Origin of the sequence: Pseudoduganella rivuli (assembly GCF_009674485.1) — a bacterium.
Lineage (GTDB): Bacteria > Pseudomonadota > Gammaproteobacteria > Burkholderiales > Burkholderiaceae_D > Rugamonas > Rugamonas rivuli_B.
Map to the genome: position 1 here is coordinate 226,931 of NZ_WKJJ01000001.1, position 21,866 is coordinate 248,796.

The 21,866-nt window shown below is 62.3% G+C and carries 9 protein-coding genes; 2 read left to right on the forward strand and 7 right to left on the reverse strand.

Translation table 11 applies throughout. From position 1 onward, the window contains the following. Positions 1–89 precede the first annotated feature (89 nt). The gene (locus tag GJ700_RS00970; protein WP_154370783.1) at positions 90–3,035 is read right to left on the reverse strand and encodes a TonB-dependent receptor; all 2,946 of its coding nucleotides are present in this window, start codon (positions 3,033–3,035) and stop codon (positions 90–92) included. A 483-nt stretch (positions 3,036–3,518) separates the two neighbouring features. Here GJ700_RS00970 and GJ700_RS00975 point away from each other — a divergent pair, with 483 nt between their 5' ends. Further along, positions 3,519–5,198, forward strand: coding sequence for a glycoside hydrolase family 43 protein (locus tag GJ700_RS00975; protein ID WP_154370784.1), 1,680 nt, complete (start codon positions 3,519–3,521; stop codon positions 5,196–5,198). Positions 5,199–5,335: 137 nt separating this feature from the next. Further along, positions 5,336–6,448 (forward strand): glycoside hydrolase family 43 protein, encoded by a 1,113-nt coding sequence (locus GJ700_RS00980; protein WP_154370785.1) that lies wholly within the window; start codon positions 5,336–5,338, stop codon positions 6,446–6,448. 53 nt (positions 6,449–6,501) lie between these two features. Here the strand turns inward: GJ700_RS00980 and GJ700_RS00985 are convergent, their stop codons facing one another. From GJ700_RS00985 to GJ700_RS01010, 6 genes are all read right to left on the reverse strand, one after another. After that, positions 6,502–10,527, reverse strand: coding sequence for a glycoside hydrolase family 2 TIM barrel-domain containing protein (locus tag GJ700_RS00985; RefSeq protein WP_154370786.1), 4,026 nt, complete (start codon positions 10,525–10,527; stop codon positions 6,502–6,504). Between the two features lie 86 nt (positions 10,528–10,613). After that, positions 10,614–12,662 carry a beta-galactosidase gene (locus GJ700_RS00990; RefSeq protein WP_154370787.1) on the reverse strand — a complete coding sequence of 683 codons (2,049 nt, stop codon included), beginning with the start codon at positions 12,660–12,662 and terminating at the stop codon, positions 10,614–10,616. Between the two features lie 78 nt (positions 12,663–12,740). Further along, complete coding sequence (locus tag GJ700_RS00995; protein WP_371867795.1) at positions 12,741–14,936, reverse strand: LamG-like jellyroll fold domain-containing protein; 2,196 nt, start codon at positions 14,934–14,936, stop codon at positions 12,741–12,743. Positions 14,937–15,034: 98 nt separating this feature from the next. Next, entirely contained in the window at positions 15,035–15,709 is a 675-nt protein-coding gene (locus GJ700_RS01000; RefSeq protein WP_154370788.1) for an NF038129 family PEP-CTERM protein, read from the reverse strand. Between the two features lie 12 nt (positions 15,710–15,721). Continuing rightward, on the reverse strand, positions 15,722–20,704 hold the full coding sequence (locus GJ700_RS01005) for an OmpL47-type beta-barrel domain-containing protein (protein ID WP_154370789.1): 4,983 nt from the start codon (positions 20,702–20,704) through the stop codon (positions 15,722–15,724). Positions 20,705–20,842: 138 nt separating this feature from the next. After that, a complete protein-coding gene (locus tag GJ700_RS01010; protein WP_154370790.1) occupies positions 20,843–21,850 on the reverse strand; it encodes a LacI family DNA-binding transcriptional regulator in 1,008 nt (335 codons plus the stop codon). Between the last annotated feature and the right edge of the window lie 16 nt (positions 21,851–21,866).

Sequence of the window (21,866 nt, forward strand, 5' to 3'; positions counted from 1 at the left end):
ACAATCCGGCTGAAAATAGCGAATCCGGCGCACGCAAAGCGGCGCCGGATTCGTCCTGGGGCAAGCCCCTGCCCATTCAAGCCGGGTAATTAATTGCCGAACTTATAACGCAAGCCCAGGCTGAAGGTGCGGCCATTGGCATAGTGCTGGCGTTCCAGGCCCGTCTCGTAGCTGCCGGGCTCGCCGACGAAGCGGTTCAGCGCCTTGTCGGTGATGTTCGACGCATTGAACGACAGGGTCAGGTTCTTGACCAGCTCATAGTTGATCGCGCCATCGAGGATGCCATACGAACCAATGTAGCGGGCATCGATCGGGTTGGCCGACGCGCCGAACAGGATCGACGGCGAACGCCACGTGTACACCAGGCGGGCCGACAGTTTCTGGTCTTCATACATGCCGGCCAGGCTGAAGCTGTCCTTCGACTGGAACGGCTGCGGCGTCGAGACGATGCGCGGCGCGGCATTGGTGCCGAAGTTCAGCGGGACGGACGTCTTCACGTAGGTGTAGGAACCCGACACGCCGAAGTTCTTCAGCCAGTCGACGCTGTTGTCGAAGAAGTACTGGCCAGCCACTTCCAGGCCGCGTGCGTAACCTTTCTCCGCGTTGACGGTCTTGCCGACCATGTACTGGCCGCCCGTGCAACCATTGTCAGGCCCCGTATATGCCGGCGCGGTTGCCACCGTCTGGCACTGGTTGATGGCGTTGAAGAAGCCCTTGATGTCCTTGTTGAACAACGCGGCCGACACATAGTTGGTCTTGCTGAAGTAATGTTCCAGCGACAGGTCGATGCTGTTGGCCAGCAGCGGACGCAGGTCCGGGTTGCCGACGTTGCCGGTGCCGTTGGACGGGTTCACCGAAATGCTTGGATTCAGCGAGTCCAGGGCGGCGCGGGTCAGGCCACGGCCATAGGCAAAGCGGGCGATCGTGTCCGGGGTGACGTCATAGGCGGCGTTGAACGATGGCAGCGCGTTGGTGTACGACGTCTTGCGGGTCACATCCACTTCGACCGGCGTGCCGGTGCGGACGTCCACGGCGCGCGCCACAGCGGTGCCGGTGGTACGCACCACGCGCACACCGATATTGCCCTTCAGGCGGTCATCCATCGCGGAGAAGTCGCCCACCAGGTAGCCGGCCAGGGTGTTTTCCTCGATACGGCGGCGGCCGATGGTGTTTTCATTCAGCGCGTTCTGGTCCTGGATGCCCGCTTTCGGGAACGCGGTCATGACCTGGTTGCCCAGCAACGCATCCGGCGCGTACGTTACATAGCCGCCGGCATAGCCGGCGTCGCCGCGCATGAAGTTGGTCGGCGCATTCTGCACCAGGGCAGGAACGGTCGACACGTTGATGGCGTTCGAATAGTCCGCCGCACGCGCCTTGCCATCGGTGGTCAGCAATTTACCGAAGAAGCTATAGGTGCGGTACAGGCTTTCCATGTGCGCATAGCGGGTGCCGAAGCGCAGCTTGTTGATCGGGCCCAGCTCCGTGCTCCAGGCGCCGCTCAGCGCCGTGGCGTTGCCACTGTCATGCCAGCTCTGGTTGGTGCCGTTGTTATAGTCGCGCAGCACAAAGCTCGATGGATTGCTCAGGTCAGGACCCGTGAAGGTCAACTGGTGCGGGGCGCCATCGGCCAGGCGGTTGGTGGTCCAGGTCAGGCCCGGCGCCGAATCCATGTTGACGGAACGGTTGTCCTGCGTTTTGTTGGATTTGACGTACGAGAAGTCGGCCTTCAGCGACAGTTCCGCGGTCGGGCTCCATTCAATACCGGTGGCCGCCACCCACGTGGAGTATGGCGTATGCTCGTCGCCGCCCACCGTGTTGACGGTGGAATTGAGGTAGCTGCCGCCCAGCAGGCGCTTGTTGACCAGCACATCGTCGCTGCCGCCGTTCAGGTTGCGGTTGGCCAGGCCTTCGGTGAAGCTGAACGGCGTGGTCTGCAGGTTCTGCACGTTCGCGCCGTCGACCGAATTCAGGCCGCGATAGTTCTGGTGGTACAGGTAATAAATGTAGTTGGCTTCGGCGTAGACACGCAGCGTGTTGCTGGCGCGGTAATCGGCCGCCAGGTTCAGGCCCTTACGCTCGCGCATGATGGTTTCCTGGAACACGTTGCTGGTCACGCCAGGCGCCACCATCACGTTGCTGACCTGGTCGGCGCTCAGGCCGGCCAGGTTCGGCGTATTCGCCGGACCGGCCAGGGTCGGCACACCGCTCAGGAAGTTGACATCGCTGCGGCCCACAAAGGCAGCCAGTGGCTGGAACGGGCTGTTCGATTTGTTGGCCGCCGCCAGCGTCGCGTATTCGGCGCTGTCGGCGCGGATGGCGCGCCTCAGGCTGGCGCCGCCATTGGCCGGGTTGTTGTCGGAACGGCCGGTCGATTTCTGGTACGTGGCCGCGGCCATCACACCGATGCGCGAACCGCCGCCCAGGTCGATACGGTTGGCGCCCAGCGCGAACAGTTCAGGGTCGGTTTTCTTGGCCAGGTCGTTGTTGCGGAAGTTGATCGACGCGGCAAACGTCGGGCCCTTGAAATCGCTTGGATTACGGGTACGCACATTCACCAGGCCGCCGATGCCGCCTTCGATGTGTTCCGCGGACGGGTTTTTGTACACGTCGACGCCGGCGATCATGCCGGGAATCGCACTTTCAATATTGAATTCGCGGCCACCGGCGGTATTGAATGCGCGGCCATTGATTTGTGATGCCGTCTGGCCGGACAGGCCACGAATGGTCAGGCCGGAACCCTGCCCCACCGGCGATGCGCCTTCGCCACCGTAGCGGTAGCCCTGCACACCCGGAATACGAGTCAAGGTTTCAGCCACGTTTGGATCAGGCAGCTTGCCGATGTCTTCGGCAGTGATAGAATCGACCACTTCCAGCGTGTCGCGTTTGATGGCTACCGACGAACGGGCACTGGCGCGGATACCGGTCACTACCACGGTGTTTTCCTGTGCCAGCGCACATGGCGCCACAAACAGGCTCTGTCCGACCACCAGCGCCAGCGCGGCTACTTGCGCGGACGTTTTTGCTTTCGAGTTCATGCTGCTAATCTCCGTTATATTTATGGAATCGGTGACGGCTCCCTGCCGCCGGATGCGCCCCCTCTGAAGCGCATTGGTTACCGCGTTGGTTAATCACATCAGTTATCGATAACAAGCTATCACACATTCTACGACTAACTTGCATCATCGACAGTCATTTTTTTGCTGCCTGTAGCTTTTTTCCTACGCGGGATTCCACGTATTCCCTAAAAAAAAACCGGCGGCAGTGACGCCGCCGGCGCAAGGGAGACGGGCACTGATGAAGTGCCCACCGACTAAGAGCTATCGCAGCACCCTCACCGGACCGTTACTGGCAAGTATGAACCGATGAAGTTATCGATAACAAGTTCATAGTAGCATGCCTTTTTGCATACCTCAAACAAAAGAAGTATTCCAGATTTGCAAATTCGTATGCCAAAGATGATTGTGCTATGCTGAACAGGTTATCGATAACAATGAGAACAACTCAATCAATACTGAGACATGAATACCAAGCCCTTATATACCATCGCTGCGGCCGCCGCGATGCTGTTCCCATCCGCCGCGCCCGCTGCCGACGCGCACTTCGCGTATTACGCCTACGACGGCAAGAGTCAGGAAAGCGCCCAGCTGCACCCCACCCGCGCGCAATTCATCAATCCTGTGATTTCCGGCTACGCCCCCGACCCCAGCATCGAGCGCGTCGGCGACGACTACTACATGGTGACGTCCAGCTTCGTGCACTTCCCCGGCCTGCCCGTATACCACTCGAAAGACCTGGTCACGTGGCGCCAGATCGGCAATGCCATCGACCGCCCCGGCCAGGTGGATTTCAGCGGCATGAAAGTATCGGCCGGCCTGATGGCGCCCGCCATCGCTTACCACGACGGCGTGTATTACATCGTCTGCACCAACCGCAAGAACTTTGTCATTACCGCCACCAATCCCGCCGGCCCGTGGTCCGATCCCGTCAACTTCGAGTTCGACGGCATCGACCCATCGTTGTTCTGGGACGACGATGGCAAGGCGTATATCGTCAACAACGGCGCCCCAAGCCAGAAAGCGTTGTATCCCGGCCACCGTTCGATCTGGGTACAGGAATTCGATGCGAACGCCAAGGCCATGACCGGGCCGCGCACGGAAATCATCAATGGCGGCGCGGACCTGGCGACAAAGCCGTTCTGGACCGAGGCGCCACACCTGTACAAGGAGGATGGCTATTACTATTTGATCGCGGCCCAGGGCGGCACCGGCGACCAGCACTCGGAAGTGGTGTTCCGCAGCCGCGCCATCACCGGCCCTTACGAGAACTTTGCCGGCAATCCCATCCTGACCCAGCGCGACTTGCCCGACAGCCGGCCCAACGCCATCGGCACGGCCGGCCACGCGGACTTCGTGCAGACGCCGGATGGCCAGTGGTGGTCGGTATTCCTGGCCACGCGCAATTACGGCCCGGACTTGTTCAACATCGGCCGCGAAACCTATCTGCTGCCCGTGACGTGGAAAGATGGCTGGCCGGTGATCCTGGAACAGGGTAAAACCGTGCCCTTCGTGCTGCAGCGCCCCAACCTGCCGCCGTCGCCCCGCCCGGCGCAACCGCTGAACGGCGACTATGCGTACAAGGACCTCTTCAAGGACGGCAAGCTGGGGCTGGGCTGGATGAGTGTGCGCATTCCGCAACAGCCGCGCTATGCGCTGCAACCCGGCGGCCTGGCGCTGCACGCCAGCACGGAAGCCATCGGCGATATCCGCAATGTGCCGTCGTTCGTCGGCCGCAAGCAGGCGCACGCGATCGCCACCGTCAGCACGGCGATGCGCTATACGCCCGAACGTGTGGGCGACCGCGCGGGCCTGGTCGCCATGCAAAACGACGATGCTTACCTGTTCCTTGGCGTGCAGCAGCAGGATGGAAAGCCCGTGGTGGCGCTATCGGTGCGCAAGAACGGCGACGACCCGCAGCAAGGCCGCCGCGTGGCCAGCGCGCCGCTGCCGCCCGCCGCGGCCGGCAAGCCCGTGTACCTGAAGCTGTCGGTGGACGGCGGTGTATTGAGCGCGTCCTATGCGCTGCGCGCCAATGCGTGGCAGCCGTTGGCCGGCAAGGTCGATGCGACCTTCCTCAGCACCAAACAGGCGGGCGGCTTTGTCGGTACCGTGATCGGCCTGTATAACGAGCAAGGCAAGTAGCCATCCCGGCATCCCGCCTGCGATAACCAAATCATCGTCTGCGATGAAATAATTTTACGGCGGGATGCCGGCACTTCTGTCAACTCCGGGTTCGGCGTTATCGTTATCAAGTCACACAAACCAATCCCGGAGACAACATGAAAACCCGCACACTCATCACCGCACTCGCACTGGCCTTCGCGGCCATCGGCAACGCGGCGGCAGCCGACGCGCCGCGCCAGCTGCAAATCGTTCCCAAAGTGACGCCGCAGGGCGCCACCGCCGCCCCGGCGGAAAAGGACATGAAAGGCTACCTGTTCACCTACTTCAAGGACGAAGACCATTCGCTGCACTTCGCCACGTCCACCGATGGCTATGCATTCACTGACATCAACAATGGCCAGCCGGTCTTGCCGGGCAAGGATATCTCCGAACAGAAAGGCATACGCGATCCCCACATCATGCGCGGACCGGACAATGCGTTCTACCTGTCGATGACGGACTTGCACATCTATGCGCAAAAGGAAGGCTTGCGCAGCACGGAATGGGAGCGCCCGCACGCCCAATACGGTTGGGGCAATAACCGCGCGCTGATCCTGATGAAGTCGTATGACCTGATCCACTGGACGCACGCGCTGGTGCATGTGGGCGAATTGTTCCCCGAATTCAAGGACCTGGGCGCGGCCTGGGCGCCCGAAACCATCTACGACGAAGCCAAAAAGAAGCTGATGGTGTACTTCACCACGCGCGTCAGCGGCGGCCACAATTACATGGTGTATTCGTATGCCAACGACGCCTATACGTCGCTGGAAGGCGCACCGAAGCGCCTGTTCACGTATCCCGTGGCCGACAAAAGCACCATCGATGGCGACATCACCAAGGTCGGCGACAAATACCACCTGTACTACGTGGCGCACGACAATCCTGGCGGCTTGCGCCATGCGGTATCCGACAAGATCAATGCGGGATACAAGTTCGATCCGGCCAAGGTCGATCCCGAGACCGTGTCGTGCGAAGCCCCGACCATGTGGCGTCGCATCGGCACGCAATCCTATGTGCTGATGTATGACGTGTTTGGCGCCAAGCCGAACAACATGGGCTTCTCGGAAACCACGGACTTCGTGCATTACAAGAACCTGGGCCGCTTCAACGACGCCGGCTCGCCCATGAAAGCCACCAATTTCTCCGGACCGAAACATGGCGCGGTCATGCACGTGACGGCGGAGGAACTAAAGCGGTTGCAGGCTTATTTCGCTAACAAAGGCGCATAAGCAAACAGCACGCCGCAACGAAACAGGCCACCCGAGGGTGGCCTGTTTTATTTCTATTGCCTTGGCTTCCCGATCTGTCCAGGCTCCAGCCGCACCGGCATGATGGCGCCATCGGCGCCATATTCAAGCGGCGCGTAGGTGATCGAACGGCGCATGCTGTCCCCGCCCGGCAACAGCTTGTCGTGGTAAAACACAAAGCTCTTGCCCCCATGTTCGATGATGGCCTGGTGGTTGGTCGAGATGTTCAGGTAATCGATCATCACGCCACGGTAAGTGAACGGCCCGAGCGGCGAAGCGCCGGTGGCGTACACGATTTGCCCCGGCCAGCCGGTCGAGAACGTGAAGTAATACACGCCATTGTGCTCATGCAGGAAAGGCGCTTCGCCATACTTTTTCTTCGGGTCCGACGCGGGCCAGCCCGTGACGTCCACGTTCAGGATCGGCCCGGCCAGGTGCGTCATGTCGGCGGCGAGCTTGACGACTTTCGGCACGCGGGTGCCGAAGTACATGTATGCCTGGCCATCCTTGTCGACAAACACGGCCGGATCGATCGGCTCGTCGCCGGCATTGGCGTCGCGCGCCTTGTCGACCAGCGCATCGCTGCGGGCATCGGCGAAGCCGCCATCGGGACGGTTCGACACCGCCACGCCGATCTTGTCGCCGCCGACCGGCGCATAGAAGTAATACTTGCCATTGCGGTAGGCCGCTTCCGGCGCCCACGCCTTGGCGTCGGGGCGAGCCCACTTGAACACCGAAACCGATAGCGGCACCCCGGCGTCGGTCCACGCCTTCATGTCCGGCGACGTGTACAGCCGCCAGGTGGTCGAATCCCAGTATTTGCCGGAATTGGACGCGTCGTCGGTGGCATAGACATAAAACCCGCCCTGCGTGCCCGTGCCGAAGTAATGCGGCGACGGATCGGCGCTGAAACGCCGGGAAATCGACTGTACCAGCTTCGCCGGGGAAATCGTGAAACTGTAGCTGGCCGGCGCCAGCGGGATGCGGTATTCCACGTGCGACCGCCCCGCCAGGCTCCATCCCTCGTCGCCGCCCACGCCGATTTGCGCCATGTCGACCAGTACGCTGGCGTCGCCGTGGGGCGCGATATCGGAACTCTTCCACGTGCCGCGCGGACGCTGGTACAAGTCTTCATAGGGGAAGGCCAGCGCATTGAACGAGAACGGCGTGCCGGAACTGATTTTCACGCCCGCGCCGTCGCCACGCGCCAGCTGGAACCAGCGCACGTCGGTCTTGTTGCCGCTTTCCTGCGGACGGATATAGCCGTGGTACTGGTCCGCCAACTTGCCTTCGAACAGGCCCAGCGCGGCGCCAGTCTTGCGGTCGACATACGATTCATGGGGGCCGCGTCCATACCAGCGCACGCTGTCCATGGCGGCCGGGCTGTCGAAGCGCAACCCCAGGCGCAGCGGATCCGGCAAGTTGCCGCGCAGCGGCGTGAAGCTCGCCTGGACGTCCAGGCTGCCGTCGGGCCGCATGCGGTACGTGTTTTCCCAGTACGCATCGCCCCAGTAGTTGAACCGCACCTTGACGCCGCCGCCATCCGCCGTCACCGAACGCACCTGGCGCCGTTCCGTGTAAGGGCGCCAGACGCCGTGGGTCTTGTCGACCTTCGCCCCCTCATCGTTTTCGGTCAGGCCGCGCCAGAAGTTCGGCGCGCCGCCTTGCAGCATCACCTGGCCGCCCACCGTGTACGTCACCAGACCGGTATCGCGGGCCAGCCGCAGCACGGTATTGCCGGTGCGCAGCTCATAGGCATTGCCGTCCTCGACCGGCGCCACCGTGTCCGCGGGCGCGGGGTTCGCGGCGCCGGCGGCCAGCGCCGGCGCAGGCAGCACGAATTGCGACCAGCCCACCACGCTCCCCTGTTCCACGCCCGGCTGCGCCTCCTTGCTGCGCGCCCGCACCGTCAGGACGCGTTCACCGTCCGCGGGCAAGCCGGGCAGGCGCAGCGCCAGCTGTTGGCGCTGGCCGGCCGGGGCACTGGCATCGGCCAACGCGCCGCGCGCCACCGGCATGCCGTCCCGCAGCAATTCCCACTCCAGCGACAAATGCGACAGGTCGCGGAAATCGTAGCGGTTCACCACGTCGATGGCGCCGGACAACGGATCGCCCTCGAACACCACCGGCGAATAGACCTTTTGCAATTCGTAGTATTCGGGATCGGGCGTGCGGTCCGAGCGCACCACGCCGTCACCGACCGGCGCGTTGTCGCCGCGTTCCGGATTGACATCAAAGCCCTGCGCCCAGTACGTGCGCCCTTTCGCGTCGCGCGCATATACGCTCTGGTCGACCCAGTCCCATACAAAGCCGCCCTGCAGCTTGCGGTGCGACCGGATCAGGCGCCAGTAATCTTCCAGGTTACCCAGCGAATTGCCCATCGCGTGCGCATATTCGCACTGGATCATTGGCTGGGTGTACGCCGGATCGGCCGCATAGTCGGCCATTTTTTCCATGAAGTCATACATCGGCGCATAAATGTCGGCATAGGCCGACGGCTGATGCTGCGGTCCATTTTCAGCGACGCCGAGATAGCTGACCAGCCGGCCCGGATCGGCCTTGCGGATCCAGGCCGCGCCTTCCTCGAAATGCGTGCCGGTGCCCGATTCGTTGCCCAGCGACCAGAAGATGACAGACGGCGAATTCTTGTCGCGCTCCACCATCCGGGTAATACGGTCCAGGTGCGCATTGCGCCATTCCGGCTTGTAGCCCAGCATGATTTCAGCGCGCTGCTTTACATCACGCGCCTTCCAGCCCTTTTCCATGTAGCCGTGCGATTCGATGTTGGCCTCGTCCATCACGTACAAGCCATACTCGTCGGCCAGGTCATACCAGCGCGGATCGTTGGGATAGTGGGAGGTGCGCACCGCATTGATGTTGGCGCGCTTCATCAATTCAATGTCCTTACGCATGGTCTCCATCGACAGCACGCGGTACGTCTGCGGATCGTGTTCGTGCCGGTTGACGCCCTTGATCATCACGCGCTTGCCATTGACGCGCACCTCGCCGCCGGCCACTTCCACCGTGCGGAAGCCGATGCGGCGCGACGTGGCCGACACCAGCTTGCCGCTCGCGTCGACCACTTCGACCAGCAGCGTGTAGAGGTTCGGCGTTTCAGCCGACCAGGGTTTGACGCCGGGAATAGCGCCGCGCAGCACGGCCTTGCGGTCGGCGCCGGGCGCCGCCGACGCCTGCAGCACCGTGCGCTCGCCGTCGCGCACGCTGGCCCGCACTTCGACATTCGCAGAGGCGCCGGCGATTTCCGCCACCAGTTCAAAGTTACCGTCGCGGTAAGCCTGTTTATCCAGCGATGCCGTCACCTTGTAGTCGCGCAACCGCGTTTTCGGTTCCGCATACAGGTAGACGCTGCGCTCGATGCCGGACACGCGCCAGAAATCCTGGTCTTCCAGGTAGGAACCGTCGGCCCAGCGGTACAGTTCAATCGCGATGGTATTGCGCCCCGCGTGCACATAGCGGGTCAGGTCGAATTCCGACGGCAGCTTGGAGTCTTCCGAATAGCCGACCCGCTGGCCGTTGACCCACACGTAATAAGCGGCGCCCGCCGCGCCGATCTGCAGGAACACGTCGCGGCCGTTCCAGCCGGACGGCAGGTCGAAGTCGCGGCGGTAGGAGCCGACTTCGTTGAGCTCATGCGCGATGAACGGCTCGTTGGCAGGGAATGGATACTGGATATTGGTGAAAATCGGCTTCCCGTAACCCTGCGTCTGCATCATGCCCGGAACCTGGATGCTGCCCCACTTGCTGACATCGAACGACGGGCGGAAAAAGTCTTTCGGCCGCGTCTCGGGCGTCGGCGAATACTTGAATGCCCATGTGCCGTCCAGCGGCAGGTAAAAGCGTGACGCGGTCTTGTCGCCGGCCAGCGCCTTGTCGCGCGATTCGAAATTGAAGAACGTGGCCTTCATCGGCTCGCGGCCTTGCGCAACCACTTCGGGTTGCTCCCATTCGGCGCGCACCGGATTGGCTGCCATCGCCGGCAGCGCAGGCATTGCGCCCGCCATTGCCATGGCGATTGCCACGGACAGCTTGTTTAACAACATATGGATCCTTGCTTGTATTGGGTGGCGGGCGCCAGCCGGCGCCAGCCTGGATTGACCATTCATTAACTGCAATTCCGCGCCTGGATCTACCGCACCAGATCGACCCCATACGGGGCAAGGTGCAGACTGCCCTGCCAGTTCTGCCCCGAAAGAACGCCGGTCCTTTGTCCCTCGATCGGTATGTCCTTTGCCGTGTCAGTGGTGTTGACGTACAGCACCCACCCATCGACGGCACGCGCGAACACGCCCTCCGGCGTCTCAGGTCCGCGAGTTATACCCAGCTCCGCATACAGCGCCCGGTAAAGTGGCCGCATGATGGCAGGTTGCGCGGGCGTCGCCACGTAAATCGCCTTGCCCTTGCCGAAGCTGTTGATGGTGACAACCGGCGGCGTGCCGTCGACATTGGAAAACCGCGCCGCCACCGTGGCGGTGGACGGTTCCAGCACTTCGTAAAAGTGAATCGATGTCTTGAACGGAGCGCCGTTGATGGCGCCGGTGAGCGGTTCGTTCACCCGGTAGAATTCCCTGGTTTTCACGCCGAAGACATCCGCCAGGCGTCCCGGCAATGGCGTGCCGTACCACTGGGCGGTTTCGTCGACCTTGTCCGAAAACGCCGTCATGACGACCGTGCCGCCGTTGGCGACATATCGCCGCACGGCGTCGGTCGCCGCCTGGTCCATCAAGTACTCGCCCGCGATGACCACCAGCTTGTAGCGGCTCAAGTCTTCATGCCCGATATTGATGACGGCGACGTCGATATTGTCCTGGTACAGGGGACCGAACGCATTGTGCTTCTGCTCGATGTAGGGCGTCGAGTAGTACTTCTTCACGGCGTTGCCGGCAATTTTCGGCGCCGATGCCACCCTCGATTCAAACGAATACGACATCGCGACTTCAGGCTTCATCTGGCGCGGAAAGCCCAGGCCCTGGATCTTTTTGAATTCGGCGGCCATGGTCCCCCATTCGGCCAGCCGCCATGACGGCGTGTCGTCGTGATCAAGCAGGCCCCAGAACGCCTGCTCCTCGCCGCCCAGGTGGCTGTTGAAGGTCCACGCCAGCGCCGCCTGGCCGCCGTTGATCAGGCCGAAATACGCCCACATGCGCGACTTGCCTTTGACACCATGCGAGGCAAAACCGCCGGCCTGGAATTCGTTGAACCAGACCGGGGTCGACAACGCGCCCTTCATCAGCAACGTTTCAAAGGCGCCGGGAATCGCTTCGGTGTGATAGAAGCCGAAGGCGCCATAGCTGACATACTGGCGGTGGGTCGCCAGGTAATCGAATCCCCTGCCCTCATGCACGTCGTACAGGTTCGAGATGGCGGGCTTGTCGGGCACGTTTTTCTGGCGGATCGCTTCCAGGTCTTTGAGCACGCCGATCGTCACGTCCGACCAGAAACGGCGCAGATCGAGATTACGCTCGTTCGGCCCCGGCCCGTCAAAATTGGGAAGGCGCACCTGGTCCCAGTCGCTGATGCGGCGCGACCAGCGCTGTGTCGCCCATGCCTTGTTCAGGGCAGCCAGGCCGCCATAGCGCTGCTTCAGCCAGCCGATGAAGCGCTGGCGGGTCGGCTCGGAATACGACATGAAGCCCGCGCCGATCTCGTTGTCGTAGCCGATGGCCAGCACCGCCGGATGGCTGGCATAGTGCTTCGTCAGCGCATCGCCGAAACGCCTCGCCAGGCGCTGGTAATCCGGATCGCTGATGTCCACCATGTAGCGCGTGGCGGGATACAGCGTGGTCCCGTTCTGCGCCACGATATTGGCGCCGGGATATTTCTGGTGCAGCCACAGGGGCGCCGGCAAACCGGCGATGTCCAGCACCACCTTGATTCCGGCGGCATGCATCTGGTCCATCACCGAGTCGAATTCCTTGAACGTGAAGACACCGTCGGCCGGTTCGAAATAATCCCACGACAGATCCCCCATCCGCACCACCGACAAGCCGGTGGCCTTCATCAGGGCGATGTCCTTGCGGATTTGTTCCGGCGAGCGGTCCACCGGCTGATAGCATGTGCCGATAAACAGTTGCCCCTGACCGGGCCAGTCCTTGTGCCCTTCAGCGCTTTGCGCATGGGCCAGACCTGTCCCCGCAAGCGTCAAAAGTAGGCTGAAGAGTAATGCCTTCGAGTTCAAGTTAACTTCCTTATACTGAAAAAAAATACGGAGGCGCCATTGCAGCCGGCGCCCCCTGACAACCGGCTCAACCGCCCATCAACTGTTGTAGAGCGCCAGCACGTCCGCAGCGCTCAGCGCACCCCGGTAAATGCGGAAATCGTCGATCTTGCCGTTGAAGTAAGGGTCGGAATATTGCGAACGGCCGATCCAGTTCTGGCTGGTGCTGCCCATGCGGAAAGGCGCGTGGAACATATTGGTGTTGCTGGCCACGCTTGCGCCGTTGATGTACATGGTGCCGGTGTTGCCGGACAGCGTGACCGCCACGTGCACCCACTGCCCGGTCGGCAGCGCCGCCGTGTGGTTGATACCCAGCTCCCCCTTCCCACCGTTGATGGTGATGGCGAAGCGCGCCACGCCGCCACCGTTGCGCGGCGTCAGGAACATGTACTGGCCAGTGCCGTCACCGAAGTCGAAGATGCGCTGCCAGTTGCTCGACGTGTTCCAGTAGACCCAGGTCGCGATGGTGAAGTCGCCGACGTCGGTCATGAGGTTGGCCGGCAGGCTGACGTAACCGGTGCTGCCGTTCAGCGAAACAGCATTGTTTTTCTTGCCGGCGACCCAGCTGGCGCCGCCGATCAGGGTGCCGGTATGGCCCAGTCCTGTCGCATCGGCGGCGGTGGTGCCGCTGCTGGCGTCAAACGTGAGGTACGTATGCAGCGGTTTGCCGGTGATCACGGTGGCCTGGTTCGATACCGCAGACTCGACGCCAGAGATCATCGCTGTCACCACGTAATAATTGGTGCCGGTTGGCGCGCTGGTGTCGGTATAGGTCAGCAAGTCCGTGATGCCGGTCTGGATCGTCGTGTACGGGCCGCCCGATACCGTGGCGCGCTTGACGTTGTAGCTGGTCGCATAGGCGCTACCCCACCACGACAGCACCGGCGCGCCGGCATTCACGTAACCGGTCAGGCCGCTCGGCAAGGCGCCGGTGGCGATCGGGTCGCGTCCGCAGGTCAGTGTGCCCAGCCCCAGCTGATCGTAGCCGCCGCTGGTCGAACCCAGGCCGCCGCCTTCCGGCTGCACCACCAGCGCGAACTGCTTGGAATATGGCGCCGCCAGCCCCATGCGGTTGACATAGTGGTTGTACACCAGCGCCCAGCAAGCCCGTCCGATGCCTTGCGATCCGGTGGCAAAGACGGTCTGGTTGACGTTGTCAACGTTGTTGTAGGTCACGTAGGGCACGGTGTAATACGTGGTGCCGGACTGGATCAAATTCGACTTGGCGACATATTCCGCGCCGGCCAGGAAGCGGTTGTTGTCGTAGCCGTACAAGTCGACGCCCTGGTTCCACGCCATTTCGCAGATGGCGCCGCCCAGCACGATGCCGAGCGTGGCGTGGCCCTGGTCGCGGCCCGCCTCTTGCCACTGGCCGAGATAGCCCGGATGCAGGTAATACACGGCCTTGAAAATGCGGCCATTGCCGCCGCCGCTCTTGAAGTAATTGACGGCTTCATCGAACTTGGCGCCGTCGTCACACAGCACGCCGATGGCCATGATGCTGGCAATCGCGCACAAATCCCAGTTGGCCCAGTAATGGGTCCACTCGGTGCCGTTGTGGCCGACCAGGAAGTCGTGGCAGATCTGGTAGAACTTGGTCGACATCATGGTCTTGAAGTTGGCCTGGTCGGTGGCCGCCCAGCCGCTGTAGCTGCGCATGATTTCCGCGGCGTTGGCGAACTCATAGCCATAAATACCGGCCGCCAGCAGCGCATTGGTGTCGCCTCCTATGCCCTGCAGTGGTATCCAGGCGTTCAGGATCGCCACGGCGGTATCGGCATAGGCGGTGTCGCCCGAGATTTTCCAACGCAGCGCACACTGGTAAGCGGCGCACACGTCATGCATCAGCCTTGTGTAATTTTCCCCGTGCACGCCATCGTTCCCGCGGTACACCCAATCCTGCGGCGAAGCCACATAGGTCGACTGCGCGTGCCAATTGGTGATCAACAAGTTCCAGCTGCCGGACCATGGGCTGGTGGTGTACTTGGCAGCCATGCGCGCAAAATCGGCGTCCGTGTGCAGCAAGCCCGGGTGGACAAAGGGTGTGGGGGCGCCAGCGGCGCGCGGCGCCGGGGTGGACGCCAACGCCGCCAGCTGTTCACCGGCGCCGCCGCAACCGGCCAGCGCCAGCGCGCCCAGGCTATACAGAAAACTGCGGCGCGACACGTGTTGCAGCAGCATGGTGTCTGGATCGGAAGGGACGGCAACGGTATCGGTAGGATGGTTCTGCTTCATCATTCGTGTGCTCCAAAAAATGGGACAACATTAGACAGCAAGGGTTAAAACAGGGCGCGTACCGCACGCGACGCGCCCTTGACAGCCGTGAGTGACGATCAGCCGGCCAGCGCGGCAAGTTCGCTGCGCCCGCTACCGCCGGTGGCCGTGGCGCGGCCGCGCCGGCGCAACACCAGCACCAGCGCCCCCAGGCCCAGGCCCATCAGCGCCAGACCTGCCGGTTCGGGCACCACGCCCACGCCGCCATCCGACGTCAGGGCCGCCAGGCTGCCATTGCCACCATCCGTCAGCGACGGGGTCCACAGGAACGTGGCCAGCGCACCGGTCAGCGGGTCGGTCGCGCCCAGCACGGAAAAATCGTCGCCAAAGGCGGACACGGTGAACGCGGAGATGTAGCTGGTGGCCGCGTCATAGGCGCCGTCAAAGGTCAGGTCGAACGACAACGTGCTGCCGAAGTGCACGGACTGGAACAAATCGTTCGCCGTATCGTTGCGGAACTTGTAACCGCCCGGCACCGTCGTCACGCCCCACGATTCCATGTAGGGATTGCTGTCGAAGCCCGTCAGGTTGGTGACGGTGGCGGTGGCCAGCGGCACGTTGGACGAGGCGCTCAGGTTCATGTCCAGGTAGCCGCTGGTCACGCCGAAGGCGGACGTGTCCAGCGAGACATGGATGACGGTGGCCGAAGCCATGCCACAGGTGGCCGCCAGGGTTAAGGCCAGCGTGATGCGTTTCAGCAGATTGACTGCCTGGTTTTGAAGATTGAAATACATGGTAAGTCGTCCTTAGAGGTTGCCCTTGAACAGGGATGGCGTATAGCCGATGACGGCACGGTTCGGATTGCTGAAGGTCAGCGACACACTGGTGCTGGCGCCCGGGCTGAGCGAAGCCGGCAACGTCACGTAAGGCACGCCGCCGCTGCTGACGCCGGTGGCGTTGTCCAGCGTGACGCCGCTGGTCAGGCTACCCAGCGCGACCTGCAACGGGCCGGTCAAGGTCGACGCGGTGTTGTTGGTCACCGTCACGCTGCCCACGTACTTGCCGGTGGCGCGGTTCAGCGTGGCGCCGTACTGCGTGAACTTCACGCTGCCAGTCAAATCGATCGGGCCGATATTAATGGCCAGCGATTGCGCCGCTTCCGCATTGCCCGCCTTGTCCACGCTACCGAATTGCACCGTGTGCGTACCCTTGTCGCTCAGCACCACCGCGTTGCCGCTTTGCTGCGCGCCGCCATCGACCTTGAACCAGGTGCTGGCGCCGGCGTTGGTGTCGGCGGCGGTGAAGCCCAGCGACACGTCGGAGCTGTACCAGCCATTGGCCGGCATGGCCGGGTTGCTGGTCACCGTGGTGACCGGCGCGCTCTTGTCGATGATGACGCTGGCGCTCCTGGCTTGCTCGACGTTGCCCGCCTTGTCCACGCTCCAGTACGACAGCGCGTACGTGCCCTCGGCGCTGAAGACCGCCGCGTTGCCGGTTTGCTGCGCGCCGCCGTTGACCTTGAAGTACGTCGCAGCGGTGCCGGAGCTGTTGTCGGTCACGGCGAACGTTACCGTGGTATCGGTGTTCACCGGCACTTTCGGCGCGTTGTCGGTGGTGACCGGCGCCGCGGTGTCGGCGCCCTGCACGGTGCCGTGGAAGCGTACCTCGTTGAGGTTTCCATACCAGTTGGAGCCGTTCCAGATCTTGATGTAACGGTATGGCACGCCGCCGGTGACCGGGAAGGTCTGCCATTCCAGTGTGGAGGCGGCCGCCGACGTCAGCGTGGTCCAGTTGACGTTGTCATTCGACCCCTGCACCACCGTGTACCGGGCGCGGGTGTAGAGCGAATCCTGCCGCGCCAGCAGTTCAACCCCGGTCAGCGTGGCCTGGTTGCCCGCCTTGAAGTCGAACGTGATGGAGCCGCTGGTGCCGCTGGTGCCCAGGCGATAATCGGAGCCCGTGCTGGCGATGCCGTCGAACAGGTAGTTCGTGATCGACAAGGTGCTCGCGGCGGTCCGGCCCGACGTGGTGTCGATCAGCGTGGCGATGCTGGTCACGTTCTTGATCACGTCCGACTCGTCGACCAGGTACAGCGCGCTGGCGTCGCTCACCGCGCTGAGCGGGTAGCCGGTCTTGCCCGTGGCCGTCTTGTACTGGACCTCGAATTTCACCAGGCCCGGCGCGGTGCCTTGCGGCAGCGTGGCGGTGGCGATGAAGTTGATGTTGTCCGTGGTGGTGACGGTGGCCGGCACGCCCTGGATGGTGGCGGTGACGTTGTTGACCGCTTCCTTGGCCGAGAAGGCCAGTTTCACGGTGTTGCCGGGCACAATGCGGTTGCGCAGCGCCTGGGGGGAACTGATCGAGGCGGTTGATATCAGCGCGGTCGACTCGACCACGCCGTACAGCTTCAGCTCGTTCATGTTGCCATACCAGTTGCCGCCATTGTAGGCCCGGATGTAGCGGTAAGGCGTGTTGTTGGTGATGGACAGGGTCTGCCACTCCAGCGTCCCCGTCGCCGGGCTGGAAATCGTTTCCCAGGTCGTATTGTCATTCGATCCCTGGAGCACGGTGCCATTGATACGGCCGTAGAATGTGTCCTGGCGGGCAAGGATTTCCGCCCGGGCCAGTTGCACCGTGCCGCCGCCCTTGAAATCGAACTTGACCCAGCCGCCATAGCCGCTGCCGCTGATGCGGTAATCCGTGCCGGTGGTGATGTTGTTATCGAACAGGTAGCCGGCCACGGTCAACAGGTCGGTCCCCGTCCTGCCGTTCGAGTCGGTCACCGTGGTGATGGCAACCGGATTGGCGATCATGCCAGTTTCATTGACGAAGACCAGCGACGTGGCGTCGGTGGTGAACAAGGTCGGCTCGGCATCCACGCCGTCGGCGGTCTTGTAGTTGATCAGGAACTTCACTTCGCCTTCCGCCACGCTGTTATTGGCTACCCAGGAGGCGGTCCAGGTCAGGTTATCGGTGGTGGTCACCGTGGCGGGCTGGCCCTGCACCGTCGCCACCACATTGTTGATCGCCTCGCTCGACTTGAAGGTCACCTTGACGGTATTACCGGCGACCACCCGTTTCCGCATCGCCTGGTCCGAGCTGATCGTCACGGACGTGAGCTTGTTGATGGTCGGCGAGCGTGTGCCGAAAATCCGGAACTCGGTCATCTCAAAGATGGCGTACGGCTGATACACGGGGACGAACGGCTCAAGCATTTGCAACTTCAGGAACCGGAACTTGGTACTCTTGACTTCTTCAGAGACCGGCAAATCCTGCATGTTGTCTTCCCTGGTGGACAGGCCTGGGGTCAGACGGGTCCAGTTTTCCTTGTCGTTGGAGCCGAAGATGGCAACACCACCGGCACGTTCCGGGAAGGGCCCGACCGTGCGCAGCTTGAAATCATTGACGGCAACCTTGAAACTTGGTCCGAGGTCGATGTTAAAGGCCAGGTTCGGCCCCCATCCGCCCGCGGTGTCCTGGTTGTTGTCCACCAGGTTGTCGAGGCTGGTGAAGTCCGAACTGACAAACATCTTGCGGAAGTCCAGGCTGCCATCGCTCAGCAGCGGGTTGATTTCAATCAGCCCCGCGGCCGCGGTCCGCAATGCCGCCAGCTTCTGGTAGAACACATCGTCGGTTGCGGAGCCGATCACGCTCATCATGTCGGCGTATGCGGCGTTGTAGGCCGGCAGCGTCGATTCGACATAGGGCGTGCCCGACTTGTATGGAGCATTGGCCCGATCGACCGCACCCTGCCGGCTCGCATCGACGATCACCGTGACGGTTTTCATTGTCACCGTGGTGCCGTCCGACGCGCTGACATAGAAGGTGTAGGTGCCGGCCTGGGTCGGATTCCACGAGAATGCGCCGGTGGCCGTGTTGAAGGACGCGCCCGCGGGCAGGTTGTCGGCCTGGTAGGTGACGGTTTCGCCGGCGCCGGGGTCGGTTGCAGACAGATCCAGGGCGACTGGCTGCGTCGTTCCCGCATAGCTGTAGAGCGTCTGGTCAGCCGTGCCGATGGTGAACACCGGCGGCGTCAGCAAGGTGCTGGCCATGACGTTGACATGATCGACGTCGACCGTGGTGCCGTTGCCGGTAAACGTGAGCGGTATGAAATCATCCACATTGCCCGTGAAGATCACGTAGCGCCACTGGCCATGCGTGTCGGGCAAGGGAATGGTTTTTCCGTAATTGTCCATCAACGCCATGCCATTGGTGCGGATACGGATGCCGTAGTAGGTCGCGCCATAGCCATAGCTATAGACTGAAAACTTCGTACCTTCCGGCGCCGCGGTGGCCCGGATAAAGGTCGCGGAGCCGTCGTTCATGACGGCCGAGCGGTTATCCAGCGCCCTGAAGCGGTCCTCCACTTCGCGGTACGGATCGGTAGTGGGCTTCGCCAGATACTGCCCCCCTTCGGCTTCGGCCGCCTTGGGAATGCCTATCCAGAAATCGCCGCCGCCATCCTTGCTGTCCCAGCCGTACCCGTTCCGGTCCAGGAAGAACTTGTTGAAGTAGGGTGCGCGTTGCGCGAGGTCGACGCCTCGCGTGTACTTGTAGTAATAGTACGGTTCCGCTTGGTTTGTTCCAGACCTGCCGCGATATGCCCACGAGACGTTCTTATAAACAATGGTCGGGTTGCCAGCTTCGTCAGTATGCGAGGCGGTCGGGACCCAGGGGATATCGACACCAGTCATGTAGCCGCCAAACTGTTCGGTGGCGTCGAGGATGCGGTCATTCAGGAATTCGTAGGGACCGACCGCATTTTCCGCAGTGGACACTGTGCCCGCCACCGGATCGACCTTGGTGCCCTGCGCCATCATCAAACGCGCCAGGATGCCGGCATTGGTGATGTCGCCGCCCCCGTGGGCCTGGTCGCGTCCCATCTCGACGTGCTGCACCACGGGCGTCACCGCCTCGCCGGTCAGGTCGTTCCTGGTCACCAGGCGGAACATTTGCTTGATGGAGCCGGTCTGCCCCTGGTCCACCGCGTCCTTGTTGACGGTGAACCATTCGACCGCCTTGCTGTACGTGTCCCGGTCTTCGGCAAAGATCGCGCCGGTCATCGCGCCGATCGTCGTGTACAAGTGCTGGTTCATGAACCGGCAATTGCAGCTATTGAAGGTTTGGACTACCGGCAGCACCAGGTTGGTGGTGAACTTGGTGGTATCGTCATCGGTCCATGCCAGCGCCGGCGTCTGCGTGCTGGTATAGCGCAGGATTTCCGCCCCGCTCAACATCTTTTGCAAGGGAATGCCGGTGTGGATATGGGAATCGACGAAATACGCGTACTGGGCCGGATCCATCTTCTCGTACAAACGGATGATCTGCATGGCGTTGGCGCGATAGGTTTCGTCGCCGGTCACGAAGTACAGCACGGCCTGTGTATACACCGTGTTGCCATCGGCGATGAACGCCGAATTCATTCCCTGCGAAGCGAGGCCGTAGTAGCGCGGCTGCGTGGGATCAGTGCCGATGTTCTTGATCGCCGGCGTCTTCGAGGCCGCGGAGGACAGCAGCATGTTGTTGAAATAGGTATTCCAGGGTTCTTTTTGCGAGCGCACCTGGGCCCGCATGTTTTCCAGCTGCTCTTTCGTGAAGCCGATGCCGGGATGCCGGAAACCGCTGGAGTCGACCCGCTCGCTGAGCGTTGGCTGATAACTGGTGGCCAGCGTCTGGATTGTGTCCGCGGCGTAGGCGGTCCCGACCTGCAGTGGCAGGATTGTCGCGACGATGCTTGCCGCAAGGGCGATCCGGGTAAGGCGCAGGACCGACGTTTCAAATCTTCTCATTATTCCCCTCCATTTTTATTGAACTGCCGTAAAAACCAGTGGCGCCATTCCGCCACGCTAGTTATCGATAACATTCACCCAATATATTGCTTGCATGCTGATGGCCGCATCGTCCGTTCGGACTATGGAAACAGGAATTTAGTGCGCGGCACCTGCTGTCGTCGATTCGCGCTGGACCAGCGTGTAAGGCAGCACGCGGTGGCGCGGGCGCCCTGCATCCCTGATCGCATCGATGGCCAGTTGCACCGCCGCGCGCGCCATCTCATCGACAGGCTGATGTATCGTGGTCAACCCGGGCCAGACCGACGCCGCGATCGGCATGTCGTCGAAACCGCACACCGCCAGGTCTTGCGGCACGCGCAAGCCCATGCCCTGCGCCACTGAAACTACGGCCGCGGCCATGTCGTCATTGCAGGCAAAGATGGCCGATGGCCGCTCCGGATGGTCCAGCAACTCGCGCGCCGCCGTCAATCCGGAACGATAGTTTCCCCCGCCTTGTGCCAAGCGTCCGGCACGCGTGCTCATGCCCGCCACGCTCATGGCATCAAGGTATGCCTGCAGGCGCAACTGGGCCGGCGCATGGCCCGGATCGCCCAGGATGAATGCGATATCGCTATGGCCGGCCGCAAACAGGTGATGCATCATGGCTTTCGCCGCCTGGTAGTCATCGATGCGCACCGCATGAATATGGGCTGCAGGCCGGGCGCTGGCAACCGCCACGATCGGTACGCCAAGGTCGTCCAGCTGCTGGATCGACGCCTCCTGGTCGCACAGCGGAGGCGGTACCAGAAGGCAGGCCGCGCCGTTCTCGATCAGCCTGGCGGCCGCTGCGCGCTGGCTGTCGAGGTCGCCACATTTCTCCACGATGAGCTGGGCCCCCTGCTGGCTGCACTGGTCCGTCGCGCCCAGCAGGAAATCGCTGAGATAGGCCGCACCGGGACTGCCGCATAACATGCCGACACGCATGGTTCCCTTGCGCGCCGAGCGCGCCGCCTGGTTGACCTGATATTGCAACGCGGCGATGGCGGCGCTGACACGCTCGCGTGTCAGCTCATCGACATTGACACCGCCATTGATCACGCGCGAGACGGTCATCGCCGAGACGCGGGCCTTGCGCGCGACGTCATATATGGTTGCTGCGCTCAATCTGTTCTCCGTTACG